We start from the raw sequence: 18,507 nt of genomic DNA, 5'->3' as shown, positions 1-18,507 counted from the left end.
GATTACCCAAGTCTGGCTGAAGGGAACGGTCTTGAAAACCGTCAGGCGTGTAAAAGCGTGCGTGGGTTCGAATCCCACATCCTCCTTTTTATTATTAACGCGGGATGGAGCAGCTCGGTAGCTCGTCGGGCTCATAACCCGAAGGTCGTAGGTTCAAATCCTGCTCCCGCAATTTGGCTCGGTAGCTCAGTTGGTAGAGCAATGGATTGAAGCTCCATGTGTCGGCGGTTCGATTCCGTCTCGCGCCATTTTATAATAGTTATGCGGGTGTAGTTTAGTGGTAAAACTACAGCCTTCCAAGCTGTTGTCGCGAGTTCGATTCTCGTCACCCGCTTTGAACTTTGTTCAAATTACCAAGTTTTTGACTTGGGCGCGTAGCTCAGGTGGTTAGAGCGCACGCCTGATAAGCGTGAGGTCGGTGGTTCGAGTCCACTCGTGCCCATTAATAGGAGAATTACTCAAGAGGCTGAAGAGGACGGTTTGCTAAATCGTTAGGTCGGGTAACTGGCGCGGGGGTTCGAATCCCCCATTCTCCGTATACAGAGAGCTATAAAGCGAGTGTAGGAGTTTAAATCAATTTATACCTATTAATTAAATATTTTGGAGAATTACTCAAGAGGCTGAAGAGGACGGTTTGCTAAATCGTTAGGTCGGGTAACTGGCGCGGGGGTTCGAATCCCCCATTCTCCGTGATATAATTTGAGAATCTTTGTCAACTCTAGTGGGTTGGTGAAAAGTCATATTCTGGAGAGAGCCACATTGGCACTCTCTTTTTTTGGCTCTTTATCCTTGAGAAAGGTTTGAAAGACAGCCTGAAAGTGAGGGTGGACCAGCTTGAGATTATTTTCAATGAGTTCGAAAAAATTCTCTGCCTCCTTGTTCTGAAAGTTAAAAAACAAGAGCTGATAGAGATTATAGTGTTTTTTCAGGTCTGGCGATAAAAGCGTTTATGACTTAGTTTCCGACTCTCCTGTTGGATGAGTTTCCAGTAGCGTTTGATTGCCTTATATTCGTGCGATCTCCTATCAAACTGATTCATGATTTGGATGCGAAGGCAGCTCATTGCACGGCCGAGATTTTGTACAATGTGAAAGCAATCGAGGATGATTTTAGCAGAAGGAAAGAGTTTCTTAGCGATGTCGTAGAAGGAGCTAAACATGTCCATTGTAATGACTTTCATTCCATTTCGGACCTGTCTAGAATAACGAAGGAAATGTTTGCGAATCGTTGCTTGAGTCCGTCCGTCTAAGATAGCTAGGATCTTATTTGAATCAAAATCTTGTGCAATGAAGCTCATCTTGCCTTTCTTGAAGCTGTATTTATCCCAAGACATGTGAGTTGGAAGATAAATCTGTCTTGAATTTAAACTCTTTCAGTTTACGAATGACGGTGGAAGTGGAGATAGCCAAGCTTTCAGCGATGACCGTCATAGGGACTTTCTCGATTAATTTTTGAGGGATTTGGTGGTTTTTCTTGACTAAGGGAGTCTCTGCGACAGCCATTTTTTTACAGATTTTACAGCGGAAACGCCGTTTCCTTAGACGAATTAGAATTTTGTATCCCGCACATTCTAGATAAGGGATTTTAGATTTTTTTGAAAATCATATTTCTTCAGTGATTTCCTTGTGGGGGATCCATATTGATAATATCTACACTCTTGATGTTAGGGTCTTTAACGTCTAGTAGGTTTGTGATAAAATGCAATTGTTCCATAAGATTCTTTCTAATGATGGTTTGGTCGCTTTTCATTATAGATCTTTTGGGACTTTTTTCTAGGCATCTCCATAGTGGTTTTACTCACTACAGAATTATAGAGCTCTATTATCTAATGCTGTTTCAGTAACTTTCATACTAGAAAAAATCATAAATAGACTAGATTTAGTGGTATACTAAGGTTAGAGACTTTAAGTGGCTGGGGATAATCGAGATGAAAAATGGAGTAAAATTTCATAGTATTTTTTATAGATTTATACTATTTATCTTTGTAGTATTTCTAACTGTGATTTCAATGATTTTAGATGCAAAAAAAGCGCAAATTCGCTTTTTTAACCTATCTTTGACTATCGGGCAAGAGGAGTTGAAGATTGTTACAGTTGCGGTTTTGCTCCTTACTTTTCTTTTATCTTTCATGTTCAAATGGAAGTGTTTAATCCATAAAACTGGGATTTATCTAAGAAAAATTGATTTATTTATAGCTTGGGATGAGATTAGAGGTCTTAGCCATGTCTGGATAAATGAATATCATCGTGGACCTCATGGTTTCCTGTTCTATAATCGTAAGACGCTGGTTATTTATAGAGTAAATTATCAACCGATTTGCCTTTATAATATTTCAATATTGGCTTTATATGTGGCTAAATGTTATCATCCAAAATTGAAAACCAATATAGTCTCAGCAACGTTAGCAAGTCTCTTCAATATGGCTTTAAATGCATGGTTCTTGTACGAGATGTTTAGTAAAAATTTGGTGAATATGAAAGCTGAAGTCTTTATGTTTTGGCTGCTTTTATATGCTATTAAAGTTTTTGCGCTGCCATTGATTATGCTTGAATATGAGAATCACTGCTATGGGATTTCTTTGGCACATAGCACGGCATATAAAAAGCATGCCTCAAAAGCTATCCACCTGTAAATTGTTGATAGGAAGCCAGCTATTTATATATCAGTTACCTTCTACATTCAAAAAGCACTATATGCTTGCTATATGAAGTTCTAGACATCATATAGTGCTGTTATTAAGTCCAGCTAGTGAGTGAGATTTCACCACTATTGAGCCAGATTTCTGTCTGGTCATCAAGCTGGATAAGGAGTTGTCCTTTGTCGGAGATGTCCTTGGCGACTCCTTTTTTTTCAATCTGTTCTTGGATAAAACTGACCTCTCTTCCTAGAACAAGAGAGTGTTCTTTATAAAGATAGAGTAGTTCTTCGGGTGCTGTTTGGTAGAAACAACGCCAAATTTCTGAGATTAGTTCGTTTCGTGTGATAGGAGCTGGTGGTGTAAAGAGACTTCCAGCTTTTTCTTTTATCTCTTTTGGAAAATCGCTGATGGCAAAGTTGATTCCAACGCCGATAATGACATCTGTTACTAGACCTGTTTCCACGGACGTCATGGCTTCGGTAAGGATACCTGCTATTTTTTTATTTTTAAAGTAAATGTCATTTACCCATTTGATACTCACGTCAATCAAGGTGAGGTTTTTAATAGCTTTGTAAATGGCACCTGCTGTAAGTAATGTGTAGGCAGGAAGCTGGTCATAGGTGAGATTTGGCTGAATATGTAATGACATATAAATACCTCCCTGAGCAGGAGAGTAGTAAGGGCGTTGAAAGCGACCACGACCTGCTGTTTGACATGTGGAAAGATAGAGACTATTTCCCAGGCTTCCACCTTCAATACCTTCTTTTGCATCTGTTTGAGTAGATTTTGTTTCAGGCTTGTAGAGAATGCTTAAGTTGGTGTTCTCTTGAATTAAATCAGGCAATATCAGATCGCCTTGAATAAGCTTGTAGCCTCTATTTTTGATACTGTCAATTTCTAGCCCTTCTTGTTGGAGGCGTTGAATTGCTTTCCATATGGATGTGCGACTTAACGACAGTTCTTCTGCAATTTTTTCTCCGCTAACATAATCGTTTTCTTTAGCTAATATTTGGTAGACTAGTTGGTGTGATTTCATTGATTTTCCTTTCTAGCTAAGAGGGAGTGAGAGTATTCATTTCGAGTTTGACTCGGTGTTTTATGAAAAAACTGCTTGTAGGCTTTTGAGAAATGGAGTGGATCTGAAAAACCCACGGAATATGCAATGACTTTAATCGTTTCGTTGGTATGTTCTAGTAACTGTTGCGCACGGTTCATTCGAACGAAAAGTAAATACTCTTTTGGAGAGAGTTGGTGAAATTCTTTAAACACACTAGTTAAGTAACTTCTATGAACCGATAGCTCTTTTGCTAAATCTTGAATGGTGAGTGATTGAGGGTAGTGACTATCTATCAATCGTTTGCAGTCAAGATAGAGCTGGTGGGTTGATGAAATATTCTCTTTTTTCTGATTGGGAGCAATAGTTCCTAGATGAAACATTAGTTCATGGAGTTGCCCCATGATGTGGAGTTGAGCCAATTCATTTGATTTTGTAATCTGAGCAAAGCGGACAATATCTGAGATGAGTTTTGCAGTTGTCTGTGTATGACAGTTATTTGACTGGATGAGGTAGGATTGGTCAGAAATTTGAGATAGAGCAAAGTAGTCAGGTGCCCTCCCTCCAGTGATCCCCAACCAGTAGTAAGCCCAAGGATTCTGGCTATCTGCTTGATAGAAGGTTAATTCATCTGGTTTTAGTAAAAAGAAATCTCCTGCCTTTAAATCAACAATTTTACCCTTATAATGGAATTGACCTTTTCCTTTAGTAATGTAATGTAGTACATAGGTATCTCGAATAGCTGGGCCAAAAGAGTAGTTAGGCGTGCATTCTTCATAGCCGTAAAAGCTAAGAGAAAGATCAATTGTTCCAGTCTGGTATTCTGAAAAAACGAGCATGTGCCACCTCCTACCTAACATTTTACCATACTTTGTAGACATTTCTCTATTTTAGAAAGCGCTTTTATTTGATAAAATTTTATCAAGAAATCGAAGAGGTGAAATATATGGGAGTTCGAATAGAGAATAATCTATTTTACGTTGAGAGTAAAGGTCTAAGTTTGATTATTGAAAATAGGGATGGATTCTTATTATTAAAACATTTAGGAAAGACTATTAAGAACTATAGAGGAGCTAATAGTGTTTACGAACGCGATCATGCTTTTTCTGGTAATCCCATAGCTACTAATCGAACCTTTAGTTTGGATACGCAACGTCAGATTTTTGGACAACATGGTTTGGGTGACTTTAGAAAACCAACTTTACAGGTTCAACATGATGCAACTGAAGTAACAGACTTTCGATTTGTAGAAGCAAAGATTTTAAAAGGTCAGAATGGTCCACAGGGCTTACCTTCTCCTCACAGCATGGATGCTACAGAGACGCTTGCCTTGATTTTAAAAGATCCTAAGGCTCAACTTAGTCTGACTTTGTATTATACAGCTTTTGAAAATGATGCGACAATTGCTAGTTACAGCAAATTGGAGAATAATAGCAATCAGGAAGTTATCATTCATAAGGACTTTTCTTTCATGGCTGATTTTCCTGCTGCAGCTTACGAAATAGTGACTTTACAGGGAGCTTATGCTCGTGAAAAGACTGTTCGACGTCAACAGGTAGAACAAGGAATTTTTTCGATTAGTTCGAACCGTGGTGCTTCTGGTCATGCTCAAACACCAGCTCTTCTATTATGTGATCAAGGAGTCACTGAGGATGCTGGGAATGTGTTTGCCTTGCAACTAATGTATAGTGGAAACTTCGAAGCTTTTGTCCAAAAGAATCAGTTGAATGAAGTTCGGGTGGCTATTGGAATTAATCCAGAAAACTTTTCTTGGAAGTTAAATCCTGAGGAAAACTTTGAAACACCGGTAGCTTTAGTGACCTTTTCGGATCAGGGATTAACTGGTATTAGCCATGAAAGTCAAAATTTTGTACTTAAGCACATTATGCCAAGTCAGTTTTCTAAAAAAGAACGTCCAATTCTAATCAATAACTGGGAAGCAACTTACTTTGACTTTCAGAGAGAAAAACTGTTGGAGCTAGCCGATGAAGCTAAGAAAGTTGGAATTGAACTTTTTGTATTAGATGATGGGTGGTTTGGTAATCGCTTTGATGATAATCGTGCTTTAGGTGATTGGGTTGTTAATGAGAAAAAACTGGGTGGAAGTCTAGAAAGTCTGATTTCAGCTATCCATGAAAGAGGTTTGCAGTTTGGGCTTTGGTTAGAACCTGAAATGATTTCTGTAGATAGCGATTTGTATCGCAAACATCCTGACTGGGCCATCCAGGTCCAAGGATATGAGCATACTTACTCTCGGAATCAATTAGTGCTTAATCTTGCAAATTCTCAGGTAGTAGAATATTTGAAAAATGTTTTAAATGAACTCCTCTCTCATCATAAAATTGACTACATCAAATGGGATATGAATCGTAATATTACTAACCTAGGGAATGGTTCGAACTATCTAGAGACACAAATGCAATCTCATCGGTACATGTTAGGACTTTATGAACTTGTTTCTTATCTGACAGAGAAGCACGACCATATTCTCTTTGAGTCCTGCTCTGGTGGTGGTGGACGAAATGATCTTGGTATGATGCGTTATTTCCCACAAGTCTGGGCTAGTGATAATACTGATGCTATTGCACGTTTACCAATCCAATATGGTTCATCCTATCTCTATCCAACCATTTCTATGGGGGCTCATGTGTCAGCAGTACCAAATCATCAGATGGGACGAATGACACCATTGGAAACTCGTGGTCATGTGGCAATGATGGGAAATCTGGGCTATGAGCTTGATTTAACAAGTTTATCAGATGAGGAGAAGTCTGAGATCGCTAATCAGGTGAACTTGTATAAAGAATTGCGACCAGTAGTCCAGTTAGGAAATCAGTATAGGTTAATCAATCCCGATGCTGCATCCAATGAAGCAGCTGTACAATTTAACTATGGAAATCAAACGATAGTAACTTACGTTCGAGTCCTATCAGTTGTGGAAACAATGGAAACAACTTTAAAGTTAAAAGATTTGGATGAAGAGGGACGGTATGAATTACAGGAAAATGGTGTAGTTTACTCAGGTGCAGAACTCATGTATGCGGGTATTACTATGGGGCTTCCGCAGGGAGATTATCTCAGCAGGCAGTTACATTTCATTAGAAGATAAGGAGATAAAATCATGAGATGGTATAAAAAGATGAGCTTAATTGTTACTACAGGACTCTGCCTTTTGGGACTGTCAGCTTGTAGTAGTCAAGAGGAGTCAACTGATGGCAAGGTAACGATTGAATATTTCAATCAGAAGGGTGAAATGGTTGATACCCTTCGTGAGATTGCCAAAGACTTTGAAAAAGAAAATCCGAATGTGCATATTAAAGTAGTGAATGTCCCTAACGCTGGGGAAGTACTCAAAACTCGCGTTCTGGCTGGAGATATTCCTGATGTTGTTAATATCTATCCCCAGTCTATTGAATTACAAGAATGGGCTAAAGCAGGTTATTTTGCAGATATGACAGGGAAATCTTATCTTGAGAACATCAAGAACGACTATGCCGAAAAGTATGCAATCAATAACAAGGTTTATAGTGTGCCTTTAACAGCCAACCTTTATGGAATCTATTACAATAAAACGAAGTTTAAAGAATTAGGACTTGAGGAACCGAAGACTTTTAAAGAATTTCAAGAGATTGTTAAAAAAATAAAAGATAGTGGGAATTCTCCATTTGCGGTCGCAGGCAATGAAGGCTGGACATTAAATGGTTACCACCAACTTTCTCTCATTACTATTACAGGTAGTGGAGACGAGGCTAATAACTACCTTCGCTTTTCAAAACCAAACGCTATCTCTGCAGATGATGCTATTTTAAAAGCCGATGCAGAACGACTAGATTTATTGGCAGATAATGCTCAAGATGGTTGGCGTGGTGCTTCTTATAATGATGCGGTGGTAGCATTTTCGAGTGAAACAGCCTTGATGATGCCACAAGGATCATGGGCATTAGCGGCAATTAATCAACAGGATCCAAAATTTGAGGTGGGGATGTTTGCCTTCCCAGGAGAAGAAGTAGGAAAAGAAGTTACTGTTGGTGCAGGGGACATGGCATTATCAACTTCAGCTACTACCAAACATCCGAAAGAAACCGAAGAATTTATCAGCTATATGACTAGTCCAAAAGCTATGCAGTCATATTATGATGTAGATGGATCACCAGTTGCTGTAAAAGGCATACAGGAAAAAGAAGACTCAGCGCTTGCAGATATTTCTAAACTGGCCTTTACGGACAAACATTATGTTTGGTTGGGCCAACACTGGAACTCTGAAGAAGATTTTTTTAATCTAAGTGCAGGTTACTTGATGGATAAAAATCTGAAAAATATGGCAAACAATCTCAATGCTTTCTTTAATCCAATGAAGGCAGATTTGGACTAGAATAGGAGTTAAGATGATATGGCTATTCGAAAATTTTTAAATAAATACTGGGGTTGGACTTTTTTGCTCATCCCGCTTGCATTACAAGCGATCTTCTTTTACTTTCCGATGGTGCAAGGTGCTTTCTATAGTTTGACTAACTGGACTGGATTGACCTATAATTACAAATTTGTTGGTTTGAATAACTACAAATTGCTGATGATTGATGGGAAATTCTTCACAGCCATAGCCTTTACTTTGATTTTAACTCTGGCATTGATTATTGGAGAGATTACGATTGGGATGGTTGTGGCACGAGCCTTAAATTCTAAGATGAAGGGACAGACCTTCTTTAGAGCTTGGTTCTTTTTCCCAGCTGTTTTATCTGGTTTGACAGTTTCCTTGATTTTTAAACAATTCTTCAACTATGGTCTTCCAACGATTGGAAGAATTTTAGGGATTGGTTTTTTACAAGAGAGTCTATTGGGGACACCTGTCGGAGCGGTAGTGGCAACTATTTTTGTTCTTCTATGGCAAGGAGTAGCAATGCCAATCATTCTCTTTCTTGCGGGTCTTCAGAGTATCCCAACTGATATTTTAGAGGCGGCATCAATTGATGGTGCAACAAGTAAACAAACCTTTTGGAAGATTGAATTACCCTATTTACTACCAACGATTTCTATGGTTTTTATTCTGGCTCTTAAGTCTGGTTTGACAGCCTTTGACCAAATTTTTGCCTTGACGAGTGGTGGTCCAAATAATGCTACAACGTCTCTTGGACTTTTAGTCTACAACTATGCTTTCAAGAGTAATCAATATGGATATGCGAATGCAATTGCCTTGATTTTATTCTTAATTATTGGAATTGTTTCTCTTATCCAAATCAAGCTATCAAAGAAATTTGAAATCTAATAGAGGAGTCCTACACATGAAAAAAGAAGAAAAATTGAATCAGTTTTGGAAATATGTCCTCTTGATAGTCGGTGGTATTCTTATACTTGTTCCTTTGTTGGTAACAGTATTTAGTTCTTTCAAAATAACTAAGGATATCATGAATCATTTCTTTAGTCTGCCCAATCCTTTTACCTTAAGTAATTATGAACGATTAATTTCAGATGGAATTGGAGGCTATTTCTGGAATTCAGCTGTTATTACGGTGTTATCATTGATTGTAGTAGCTTTCTTTATACCAGCTGCAGCTTATTCCATTGCTCGAAATATGTCCAAGAAAAAAGCCTTTGCAATTATGTATTCGCTCTTAATCTTAGGGATATTTGTTCCATTTCAGGTGATTATGATTCCCATCACAGTTATGATGAGTAAACTCGGTCTAGCAAATATGTGGGGGTTGGTAATACTCTATCTAACTTATGCAATTCCACAGACTCTCTTCTTGTATGTTGGTTATATTAAAATCAGTATACCAGATAGTTTAGATGAAGCTGCAGAAATTGATGGGGCTGATCGTTTTACAACTTATCGTCGAATCATTTTTCCAATGTTGAAGCCCATGCATGCGACAACTTTGATTATCAATGCTCTCTGGTTCTGGAATGACTTTATGTTGCCACTCTTGATTCTGAATAAGGATTCCAAGATGTGGACTTTACCTCTCTTCCAATACAACTACCAAGGTCAGTACTTCAATGACTATGGCCCAAGTTTTGCATCTTATATTGTGGGAATTGTAACGATAACCATTGTCTACCTCATCTTCCAAAAACATATCATTTCAGGAATGAGTAACGGGGCAGTGAAGTAAAAAAGTGCTTAGGGAATTTATAATTCCATACATAGAGGAACAGTTCAGCTTGTTTACAATTCTATGTAGAAAACAAGAAAGTAGTACTTAGTTACGTGCAGTCTATATTAGTACGAGTTCGATGTGAACAAAAACCTAAAAATATCTTTCATTTACGAAGCCAGGTCATATAAGACTTGGCTTTCATCAGAAAAAGGAGACCATATATGACCATTCAAAATAAAACTATGTTGATTACTTACTCAGATAGTCTTGGAAATAACCTTAAAGACTTGTATGATAATTTGGAAGAACATTTTGGCGATGCTATTGGGGGAGTTCACCTTCTACCATTTTTCCCATCAACAGGTGATCGTGGATTTGCACCAGTTGACTATGATGAAGTGGATTCAGCTTTTGGTGATTGGGAGGACGTTAAGCGTTTAGGTGAGAAATATTATCTTATGTTTGACTTTATGATTAATCATATTTCTCGTCAATCTAAGTATTATAGGGACTATCAAGAAAAACATGAAGCCAGTGAATTTAAAGATCTCTTTTTAAACTGGGATAAGTTTTGGCCAGAGAACCGTCCGACACAGTCTGACGTAGATTTAATCTACAAGCGTAAGGATCGTGCACCAAAGCAAGAGATTGTATTTGCAGATGGTTCAGTAGAACATTTGTGGAATACCTTTGGTGAGGAGCAGATTGATCTTGATGTGACCAAAGAAGTAACGATGAGATTCATCCGTAAGACGATTCAACATCTAGCAAGTAACGGGTGTGATTTGATTCGTCTAGATGCCTTTGCTTATGCAGTGAAGAAATTGGATACCAATGATTTCTTTGTGGAACCAGATATTTGGGATTTATTGGACAAAGTTCGAGATATCGCTGCTGAGTATGGGACAGAGCTCTTACCTGAGATTCATGAACACTATTCGATTCAGTTTAAAATAGCGGACCATGATTACTATGTTTACGATTTTGCCCTTCCAATGGTGACCCTTTATACTCTTTACAGTTCCAGAACAGAGCGTTTGGCTAAGTGGTTAAAGATGAGCCCGATGAAGCAATTTACGACACTAGATACCCATGATGGGATTGGAGTGGTGGATGTCAAGGATATCCTGACCGATGAGGAAATTGACTATGCTTCAAATGAGCTCTATAAGGTTGGAGCGAATGTCAAACGTAAGTACTCTAGTGCAGAGTATAACAATCTAGATATCTACCAAATCAATTCAACCTACTATTCTGCGCTTGGAGATGATGATGTCAAGTACTTCCTCGCTCGTTTGATTCAAGCTTTGGCGCCAGGCATTCCTCAGGTTTACTATATGGGTCTATTAGCAGGAAAAAATGACTTGAAATTATTAGAAGAAACCAAAGAAGGTCGAAATATTAATCGTCATTACTATAGCAATGAGGAAATAGCAGAAGAAGTTCAACGTCCTGTGGTGAAGTCTCTTCTCAATCTATTTTCTTTCCGTAATCGGTCAGAGGCCTTTGACCTAGAAGGGACTATTGACATTGAAACACCAACAGCTCACAGCATTGTAATCAAACGTCAAAATAAAGACAAGTCCGTAACAGCAGTAGCAGAAATTGATTTGCAAAGTCAGACCTATCAAGTAGTGGAAAACGGCAGAAACATTCAATTCTAGTGCTATATTGATGATAGAATTTTTTGTGGTGAAAACGTGTTCATTGTTCCCAAATGACGGAAAAAATGGTAGAATATAAAGATAGTTTAGCATTTATCTTCTGGAGAAATCCAGAACAGAAAGGATCCGTTTTGAAATCAATTGGATTACTGGATAAGATAAGAGGGCTTTCGAAAAAAGATTTCTTTTTGTATTTGATGATCATGAGTATCTTTTTACCTTTTTATTTGTTCTTAGCACTCTTTGCTTTATATTTGATAGGTTTACTTGTTACTGGGGAGATGAAGGGAATTATCAAAGGATTAGCCAAACATCCTGTACTTCTCTTTTTTATTGCCTACAGTAGTATCATCTCCATCGTCGCCAAGAACTGGCTTGGATTGGTTGCATCTTTACTGATGTTTCTCTTCCTCATTTTCTTTAGTTTCTACCAGAAACGTCTGACGCATGCTTTCTTTCGACTGATACTGCAGACAATCTTGTTTGGTAGTGTGCTCTCTGCTGTCTTTGCTACTTTGGAGCATTTTCAAATTGTAAAGAAATTTAACTACGCCTTTCTTTCGCCCAATATGCAAGTATGGCACCAAAACCGTGCAGAGGTGACCTTCTTTAATCCTAACTACTATGGGATCATTTGTTGCTTCTGTATCATGATTGCCTTTTATCTATATACAACGACGAAGCTAAGATGGTTGAAAGTCTTTTGTGTGCTAGCAGGTTTTGTGAATCTATTTGGTTTGAATTTCACACAAAATAGAACAGCCTTTCCTGCCATCATCGCTGGTGCCATCATTTATCTCTTTACAACCATTAAAAACTGGCGTGCCTTCTGGCTCAGTATTGGAGTTTTCGGGATTGGACTTTGTTTCCTCTTCTCAAGCGATTTGGGTGTCCGTATGGGAACGCTAGATTCTTCAATGGAGGAGCGTGTTTCAATCTGGAATGCGGGTATGACTTTGTTCAAGCAAAATCCGATTTGGGGTGAGGGACCACTGACCTATATGAATTCCTATCCGAGAATTCATGCTCCTTATCATGAACATGCTCACAGCCTTTATATTGATACGATTCTGAGTTACGGAATTGTGGGAACCATTTTATTAGCTTTGTCTTCTGTTGCTCCTGTTCGTTTGATGATGGATATGAGTCAGGAGTCGGGGAAACGTCCAATTATCGGTCTTTATCTATCTTTCCTTACAGTGGTTGCTGTGCATGGAATCTTTGACTTGGCCCTTTTCTGGATTCAGTCAGGTTTCATTTTCTTGTTAGTTATGTGCAGTATTCCATTGGAGCGTCGAACCTTGGTATCAGACATGACGGATTAAGTTTATAAGATTGAAATCTTCTACCTTGAGTAGGAGATTTTTTACTGAGAAAAATTAGTTCTAAATCGAAATAGTTGACAATTGGAATAATAAGTATTATAATGTTTTTTATTCGTATCGATATAGAAATAAATTGGAGGTTTCATGAAATATTGTCATTTGGTAGCCCATCATATTCGTTTGTTGAATGGGCGGCTTTTTCAAAAGTTACTGAGACAAGACCCTGACTCTCTTTATCGGAGTGAGCAGGGAAAGATTTTAGCGGTTTTATGGAATAGTAAGACGGGCTGTGCAACTGCGACAGATATTGCGCTTGCGACTGGGCTTGCTAATAATACGTTGACGACTATGATAAAAAAGTTAGAGGAGCAAAATCTTATAACTGTCAGTCCGTGTGGAGAAGATAAGCGTAAGAAGTATTTAGTTTTAACAGAGTTGGGCAAGTCCCAGAAAGAAGTTGGGCAACGTGTCAGTCAGAGATTGGATACTATCTGTTACAAAGGATTTTCAGAGGAAGAAATTCGTCAGTTTGAAGGTTTTCAAGAAAGAATTTTGGCTAATCTGAAAGAGCAGGAAAATGAGGTTTAGAATGGGGTAAATTAGTTATTAAAAGTTTGGTAACTTGACAAACCGAGGAAAATTTTAAATTGAGGACAAAGAATGATTGAATACAAAAATGTAGCGCTACGCTACACAGAAAAAGATGTTTTGAGAGATGTCAATTTACGGATTGAGAATGGGGAGTTCATGGTTTTAGTTGGTCCATCTGGATCTGGTAAGACAACCATGATCAAGATGATTAACCGTCTTTTGGAACCAACTGATGGAAATATTTATATGGATGGCAAGCGCATCAAAGACTATGATGAGCGGGAACTTCGTCTTTCTACTGGTTATGTTTTACAGGCCATTGCTCTTTTTCCCAATCTAACGGTTGCGGAAAATATTGCCCTCATTCCTGAGATGAAGGGCTGGAGCAAGGAAGAAATTGCTCAGAAAACAGAAGAGCTTTTGGCTAAAGTTGGTTTACCAGTGGCTGAGTATGGACATCGACTTCCTAGTGAACTATCTGGCGGAGAACAGCAACGGGTTGGTATTGTTCGTGCTATGATTGGTCAGCCTAAGATTTTGCTTATGGATGAACCTTTTTCAGCCTTGGATGCCATTTCGAGAAAACAGTTGCAGGTTTTGACGAAAGAATTGCATAAAGAGTTTGGGATGACAACGATTTTTGTGACCCATGATACGGATGAAGCTTTGAAATTAGGTGACCGTATTGCTGTCTTGCAGGACGGAGAGATTCGTCAGGTGGCGAACCCTGAGACCATTTTAAAAGCTCCTGCAACGGACTTTGTAGCAGACTTGTTTGGAGGTAGTGTTCATGACTAATTTGATATCAACTTTTCAGGATCGTTTTGGTGATTGGGTAACAGCTCTATCTCAACATTTGCAGTTGTCACTTTTAACCTTGTTACTAGCTATTTTTATCGCGATTCCTTTGGCTGTTTATCTTTGCTATCATGAGAAGTTGGCGGACTGGGTCTTGCAGATTGCAGGAATTTTCCAGACTATCCCGTCTCTGGCCTTGTTGGGACTCTTCATCCCCTTGATGGGAATTGGGACCTTGCCAGCTTTGACGGCTCTGGTGATTTATGCGATTTTTCCGATTTTGCAAAATACCATCACTGGACTGAAGGGAATTGATCCGAGTCTGCAAGAGGCAGGGATTGCCTTTGGGATGACCAGATGGGAGCGTCTCAAGAAGTTTGAAATTCCACTTGCCATGCCTGTCATTATGTCTGGGATTCGGACGGCTGCGGTTTTGATTATCGGTACGGCGACTTTGGCTGCCTTGATTGGGGCAGGGGGACTGGGCTCCTTTATTCTTTTGGGAATTGACCGTAATAATACCAGTCTGATTTTGATTGGGGCACTTTCTTCTGCAGTGCTGGCCATTGCCTTTAACTTCCTACTAAAAATGATGGAAAAAGCAAAATTGCGGACGATTTTTTCTGGTTTTGCCTTGGTGACCATATTGCTCGGTCTGTCTTATAGTCCAGCCCTCTTAGCTCAAAAAGAGAAGGAAAACCTGGTCATCGCTGGGAAATTAGGCCCAGAACCGGAAATCTTGGCCAATATGTATAAGTTGCTGATTGAAGAAAATACCAGTATGACTGCGACTGTTAAGCCGAATTTTGGGAAGACTAGCTTTCTCTATGAAGCTCTGAAAAAAGGTGATATTGACATCTATCCAGAGTTTACTGGTACGGTAACTGAAAGTTTGCTTCAACCAGCACCTAAAGTAGGTCATGAACCAGATCAGGTTTATCAAGTGGCGCGTGATGGCATTGCCAAACAAGATCATCTAGCCTATCTCAAACCTATGTCTTATCAAAATACCTATGCTGTGGCTGTTCCGAAAAAGATTGCTCAAGAATATGGCTTGAAGACCATTTCAGACTTGAAAAAAGTAGAAGGTCAGTTGAAAGCAGGGTTTACTCTGGAGTTTAATGACCGCGAGGATGGAAATAAGGGCTTGCAGTCTTTCTACGGACTCAATCTCAATGTAGCGACCATGGAACCAGCTCTCCGCTATCAAGCAATCCAGTCAGGTGATATTCAAATCACGGATGCCTATTCGACCGATGCGGAGTTGGCGCGTTATGATTTACAGGTCTTGGAAGATGACAAGCAACTCTTCCCACCTTATCAAGGGGCTCCTCTGATGAAAGAAGCTCTTCTCAAGAAACACCCAGAGTTGGAAACGGTACTAAATAAACTGGCTGGTAAAATTACAGAAAGCCAGATGAGCCAGCTCAACTATCAAGTGGGTGTGGAAGGGAAATCAGCTGAAGAAGTAGCACGTGAGTTTTTGGTTCAAGAAGGTCTTCTAAAATAGAAGCAGATTTCCTTATAAATTTTTAAAAATCTTCGATTTGTATTCGAGGATTTTTTGTTATGAAAATTTTACTGTCACTTGACAAGTTAGTGAACACTCAATATAATAGTTTTATTCTAAGAGTGAGTAAATACTCACCTAGGAGGATTCAAATGAAAACATTGCTACATTTACAAGATTTAGAAAAATCTTTTGGTCGTCAAATGGTCTTAAATCACGTTAGTTTTGATTTACAGCCTGGAGAAATCATTGGTCTAATCGGTCCATCAGGTGCTGGTAAATCAACTATGATTAAAACCATGCTAGGAATGGCAAAGGCGGATAGCGGTATCGCTTTAGTCTTGGACCATACTATGCCAAATCGTCATATTTTAGGAGATATTGGCTATATGGCCCAATCAGATGCTTTATACGAGTCCTTGTCTGGTCAAGAAAATCTGGAATTTTTTGGTCAGCTAAAGGGGCTTTCTAAAAAAGACCTAAAGGCGGAAATTGCTCATATAGCTCAAGTAGTAGATCTGACAGACTACTTAAACAAGGCGGTATCTGGTTATTCTGGAGGAATGAAACGGCGTTTGTCTCTTGCTATCGCGCTGTTGGGAAATCCTCAACTCTTGATTTTGGACGAACCGACAGTTGGAATCGACCCTTCTCTTCGAAAGAAAATCTGGAAAGAATTATTCGCGCTTAGAGACAATGGGGTAGGGATATTAGTTACTACCCATGTTATGAATGAAGCAGAGTTGACGGATAAGGTCGGCTTATTATTAGGCGGAAAAATCATTGCTTTTGATACACCGCAACACTTAAAAGAAAGTTATCAAGTTTCAAGTATTGAAGAAGTATTTTTAAAAGCAGAAGGTGAGTAAAATGAGAACAATAGCGATTGCAAAAAAAGTCATCAAAGAATTACTTCGTGACAAACGAACTCTAGCCCTGATGTTTATAGCACCTGTTTTTATCATGTGGTTGATGAACCTCATGTTTTCAGCTAGTACAACCGTGAATATTAAACTAGCGGCACAAGATCTTCCAACTAGTTTGGTGACGAGAATGGATGATTTGAACCATGTTAGTGTACAGACTTACAATGATCTCAATCAAGCGAAGAAAGACTTAGCTGATGAAAAAGTAGACGCGGTGGTTTCTTATAAAAATGGTGAATATCAGGTCGATTATGCAAATACAGATGCCTCTAAAACATCTATGACTCGACAAGTATTGCGAACCAGTATCGCTAGTGAAGGAAGTAATCAATTACTAGCTCGTATCAAGCAAGCTCTTCCAAAATTGAATTTGGAGGTAAAAGCACCGGAAATCAGGGAATTCTACCAATATGGTGATGAAAATACAAACTTCTTTACAAGTATGATTCCAGTTTTGATAGGCTTTGTAGTTTTCTTTTTTGTTTTTTTGATTTCAGGAATGGCACTTTTGAAAGAGCGTACCAGTGGTACACTAGAGCGTGTATTAGCAACTCCAGTCAAACGTTCTGAAATCGTATATGGTTACATGTTGTCTTACGGTCTCATTGCGATTTTTCAGACAGCAGTGGTAGTTCTAGCAGCAGTTTGGTTATTAGATGTAGAAGTTGTCGGAAATCTATTTAATGTTATAGTAGTTAATGTAGTACTGGCTCTTGTAGCGTTGGCCTTTGGAATTCTCTTATCTACCTTGGCGAAATCAGAATTCCAAATGATGCAATTTATTCCTCTTGTGATTATGCCGCAGCTCTTTTTCTCAGGAATTATTCCATTGTCATCAATGGGAGACTGGGCTCAGACGGCCGGTATATTTTTGCCTTTGACCTACTCAGGTGATGCGATGAGTCAGATTATTCTTTACGGACGTGGCATTGGAGACGTTTTGCCTAATATCGGCGTTCTACTGATTTTCCTTGTCATTTTGACAATTCTCAATATTGTAGGATTACGACGTTATCGTAAAGTTTAAAGAAAAATACAAAAAATACTAAGAGGGATGAATGTTTAATGGATAAGACTATTTTTGAATCATTTGAAGATTACTTAGAGGAAGCAAATTATCCTCAAGGGAAGAAAAAAATCATGCGGTCGGCAGTAGATCTCATTTCGACCAAGGGCTATAATGGCACCTCCACCCTTCACATAGCTGAGCATGCTGGATTCAGTCAGGCTACGTTATTTAAGTATTTTAAAACGAAAGTCGATTTGTTAACGGCTATTTTACACCCTGTGGTTCCAGGACTATTTGGAAGTTTTTTTGAAGAACTGTTAACTTTTGAAACGACAGAAGAAAAAGTTCATTATCTTGTCCATAATCGAATGACCTATCTAAAAAATAATCGTGCTCTGATAAAAATCATTTTTCATGAAACATTCTCTAATAATAAACTAAGAAATGAACAGAAGTTTATCTGGAATACTATCCAGGATAAGCTTCTGATGCTTCACAAGGAATTGTTGGCAGATCCACGTGTTAATCCTGAATTAACGATTTCTCAAATGGTTCGCATCTGTATAGGTCCTTTGTTAGCTTACTTCTCTCAACTATATGTCGTTGGCGACAATGGCGAAATGAGAGAAGAGGACTTAGACTTGTTAGAAAAACAAATCTTAGGTGGTTTGTGGAAGTAGTAAGTTTCTAAATATAGAATGAAAGAGTCTGGGGCAAAAAGATTTTGATTTTAGGAATTCTTTATTATAAATTTTTAAAATCGATAGATTAGACAAAAAAGCGAACAAGACGGAATTCTGAGTGTCAGAAAACTGATTTTGTTCGCTTTTTATATTTAAGGTTAGACTTTTGTCCCAGGCTCTTTTGTTTAATTATGTGACTATTAGTTCGTCT

The 18,507-nt window shown here is 38.6% G+C and carries 15 protein-coding genes, 6 tRNA genes and 1 pseudogene; 19 read left to right on the top strand and 3 right to left on the bottom strand.

The features are described from left to right. Positions 1–98: 98 nt before the first annotated feature. From D8805_RS06365 to D8805_RS06340, 6 genes are all read left to right on the top strand, one after another. Positions 99–172 (top strand) — tRNA-Met (locus D8805_RS06365). Between the two features lie 3 nt (positions 173–175). Continuing rightward, positions 176–248 (top strand) — tRNA-Phe (locus tag D8805_RS06360). A gap of 15 nt (positions 249–263) precedes the next feature. Then, a tRNA-Gly gene (locus tag D8805_RS06355) sits at positions 264–334 on the top strand. Between the two features lie 34 nt (positions 335–368). Then, positions 369–442: transfer RNA gene (locus D8805_RS06350), tRNA-Ile, on the top strand. 6 nt (positions 443–448) lie between these two features. Continuing rightward, positions 449–536 (top strand) — tRNA-Ser (locus D8805_RS06345). A 66-nt stretch (positions 537–602) separates the two neighbouring features. Next, positions 603–690: transfer RNA gene (locus D8805_RS06340), tRNA-Ser, on the top strand. An 89-nt stretch (positions 691–779) separates the two neighbouring features. Here D8805_RS06340 and D8805_RS06335 read toward each other — a convergent pair. Next, positions 780–1,713: pseudogene (locus tag D8805_RS06335) on the bottom strand (ISL3 family transposase); the annotation flags it as partial. A 295-nt stretch (positions 1,714–2,008) separates the two neighbouring features. Between D8805_RS06335 and D8805_RS06330 the strand changes: the two are divergent. Beyond that, the gene (locus D8805_RS06330) at positions 2,009–2,632 is read left to right on the top strand and encodes a hypothetical protein (RefSeq protein ID WP_260469911.1); all 624 of its coding nucleotides are present in this window, start codon (positions 2,009–2,011) and stop codon (positions 2,630–2,632) included. A gap of 103 nt (positions 2,633–2,735) precedes the next feature. Here D8805_RS06330 and birA read toward each other — a convergent pair whose 3' ends face one another. Beyond that, complete coding sequence (gene birA / locus D8805_RS06325) at positions 2,736–3,674, bottom strand: bifunctional biotin--[acetyl-CoA-carboxylase] ligase/biotin operon repressor BirA (RefSeq protein WP_125416264.1); 939 nt, start codon at positions 3,672–3,674, stop codon at positions 2,736–2,738. Further along, positions 3,671–4,531 (bottom strand): AraC family transcriptional regulator, encoded by an 861-nt coding sequence (locus D8805_RS06320; RefSeq protein ID WP_125416262.1) that lies wholly within the window; start codon positions 4,529–4,531, stop codon positions 3,671–3,673. The genes birA and D8805_RS06320 overlap by 4 nt, the downstream gene beginning before the upstream one ends. Positions 4,532–4,638: 107 nt before the next feature. Here D8805_RS06320 and D8805_RS06315 point away from each other — a divergent pair, with 107 nt between their 5' ends. The 12 genes from D8805_RS06315 (at position 4,639) to D8805_RS06260 (ending at position 18,293) form a co-directional block, all read left to right on the top strand. After that, the gene (locus D8805_RS06315) at positions 4,639–6,801 is read left to right on the top strand and encodes an alpha-galactosidase (RefSeq protein ID WP_125416260.1); all 2,163 of its coding nucleotides are present in this window, start codon (positions 4,639–4,641) and stop codon (positions 6,799–6,801) included. Positions 6,802–6,813: 12 nt separating this feature from the next. Continuing rightward, on the top strand, positions 6,814–8,064 hold the full coding sequence (locus D8805_RS06310; RefSeq protein ID WP_125416258.1) for an extracellular solute-binding protein: 1,251 nt from the start codon (positions 6,814–6,816) through the stop codon (positions 8,062–8,064). Between the two features lie 18 nt (positions 8,065–8,082). Further along, positions 8,083–8,955: a carbohydrate ABC transporter permease gene (locus D8805_RS06305; RefSeq protein WP_045616733.1), complete on the top strand. Its 873-nt coding sequence runs from the start codon at positions 8,083–8,085 to the stop codon at positions 8,953–8,955. Positions 8,956–8,971: 16 nt separating this feature from the next. Then, positions 8,972–9,805 carry a carbohydrate ABC transporter permease gene (locus D8805_RS06300; protein ID WP_000711261.1) on the top strand — a complete coding sequence of 278 codons (834 nt, stop codon included), beginning with the start codon at positions 8,972–8,974 and terminating at the stop codon, positions 9,803–9,805. A 206-nt stretch (positions 9,806–10,011) separates the two neighbouring features. After that, on the top strand, positions 10,012–11,454 hold the full coding sequence (gene gtfA, locus D8805_RS06295; RefSeq protein ID WP_125416256.1) for a sucrose phosphorylase: 1,443 nt from the start codon (positions 10,012–10,014) through the stop codon (positions 11,452–11,454). 131 nt (positions 11,455–11,585) lie between these two features. Then, a complete protein-coding gene (locus D8805_RS06290; RefSeq protein ID WP_125416268.1) occupies positions 11,586–12,779 on the top strand; it encodes an O-antigen ligase family protein in 1,194 nt (397 codons plus the stop codon). Between the two features lie 144 nt (positions 12,780–12,923). After that, positions 12,924–13,367, top strand: a complete 444-nt coding sequence (locus D8805_RS06285; RefSeq protein ID WP_000872571.1) for a MarR family winged helix-turn-helix transcriptional regulator — start codon at positions 12,924–12,926, stop codon at positions 13,365–13,367. A gap of 72 nt (positions 13,368–13,439) precedes the next feature. Beyond that, complete coding sequence (locus D8805_RS06280) at positions 13,440–14,168, top strand: ATP-binding cassette domain-containing protein (protein ID WP_000575225.1); 729 nt, start codon at positions 13,440–13,442, stop codon at positions 14,166–14,168. Next, entirely contained in the window at positions 14,161–15,678 is a 1,518-nt protein-coding gene (locus D8805_RS06275) for an ABC transporter permease/substrate-binding protein (protein ID WP_125416254.1), read from the top strand. The genes D8805_RS06280 and D8805_RS06275 overlap by 8 nt, the downstream gene beginning before the upstream one ends. 152 nt (positions 15,679–15,830) lie before the next feature. Then, entirely contained in the window at positions 15,831–16,547 is a 717-nt protein-coding gene (locus D8805_RS06270; RefSeq protein WP_125416252.1) for an ABC transporter ATP-binding protein, read from the top strand. A 1-nt stretch (position 16,548) separates the two neighbouring features. After that, a complete protein-coding gene (locus D8805_RS06265) occupies positions 16,549–17,631 on the top strand; it encodes an ABC transporter permease (RefSeq protein ID WP_125416250.1) in 1,083 nt (360 codons plus the stop codon). Between the two features lie 38 nt (positions 17,632–17,669). Continuing rightward, the gene (locus tag D8805_RS06260; RefSeq protein WP_125416248.1) at positions 17,670–18,293 is read left to right on the top strand and encodes a TetR/AcrR family transcriptional regulator; all 624 of its coding nucleotides are present in this window, start codon (positions 17,670–17,672) and stop codon (positions 18,291–18,293) included. Positions 18,294–18,507: the final 214 nt, after the last annotated feature.

The sequence above is a fragment of the Streptococcus oralis subsp. dentisani genome, assembly GCF_003944205.1.
Lineage (GTDB): Bacteria > Bacillota > Bacilli > Lactobacillales > Streptococcaceae > Streptococcus > Streptococcus oralis_BH.
The sequence above is the reverse complement of the archived record's forward strand: the minus strand, read 5'-3'. Positions and strand labels throughout refer to the sequence as shown.

Excerpts from the sequence above, each read along its gene's own strand:
- D8805_RS06270 (WP_125416252.1), top strand. The coding sequence starts at position 15,831 with ATGAAAACATTGCTACATTTACAAGATTTAGAAAAATCTTTTGGTCGT.
- D8805_RS06260 (WP_125416248.1), top strand. The coding sequence starts at position 17,670 with ATGGATAAGACTATTTTTGAATCATTTGAAGATTACTTAGAGGAAGCA.
- D8805_RS06300 (WP_000711261.1), top strand. The coding sequence starts at position 8,972 with ATGAAAAAAGAAGAAAAATTGAATCAGTTTTGGAAATATGTCCTCTTG.
- D8805_RS06320 (WP_125416262.1), bottom strand. The coding sequence starts at position 4,531 with ATGCTCGTTTTTTCAGAATACCAGACTGGAACAATTGATCTTTCTCTT.
- D8805_RS06275 (WP_125416254.1), top strand. The coding sequence starts at position 14,161 with ATGACTAATTTGATATCAACTTTTCAGGATCGTTTTGGTGATTGGGTA.
- D8805_RS06265 (WP_125416250.1), top strand. The coding sequence starts at position 16,549 with ATGAGAACAATAGCGATTGCAAAAAAAGTCATCAAAGAATTACTTCGT.
- D8805_RS06280 (WP_000575225.1), top strand. The coding sequence starts at position 13,440 with ATGATTGAATACAAAAATGTAGCGCTACGCTACACAGAAAAAGATGTT.
- birA (WP_125416264.1), bottom strand. The coding sequence starts at position 3,674 with ATGAAATCACACCAACTAGTCTACCAAATATTAGCTAAAGAAAACGAT.
- D8805_RS06285 (WP_000872571.1), top strand. The coding sequence starts at position 12,924 with ATGAAATATTGTCATTTGGTAGCCCATCATATTCGTTTGTTGAATGGG.
- D8805_RS06310 (WP_125416258.1), top strand. The coding sequence starts at position 6,814 with ATGAGATGGTATAAAAAGATGAGCTTAATTGTTACTACAGGACTCTGC.
- D8805_RS06315 (WP_125416260.1), top strand. The coding sequence starts at position 4,639 with ATGGGAGTTCGAATAGAGAATAATCTATTTTACGTTGAGAGTAAAGGT.
- gtfA (WP_125416256.1), top strand. The coding sequence starts at position 10,012 with ATGACCATTCAAAATAAAACTATGTTGATTACTTACTCAGATAGTCTT.
- D8805_RS06305 (WP_045616733.1), top strand. The coding sequence starts at position 8,083 with ATGGCTATTCGAAAATTTTTAAATAAATACTGGGGTTGGACTTTTTTG.
- D8805_RS06330 (WP_260469911.1), top strand. The coding sequence starts at position 2,009 with ATGATTTTAGATGCAAAAAAAGCGCAAATTCGCTTTTTTAACCTATCT.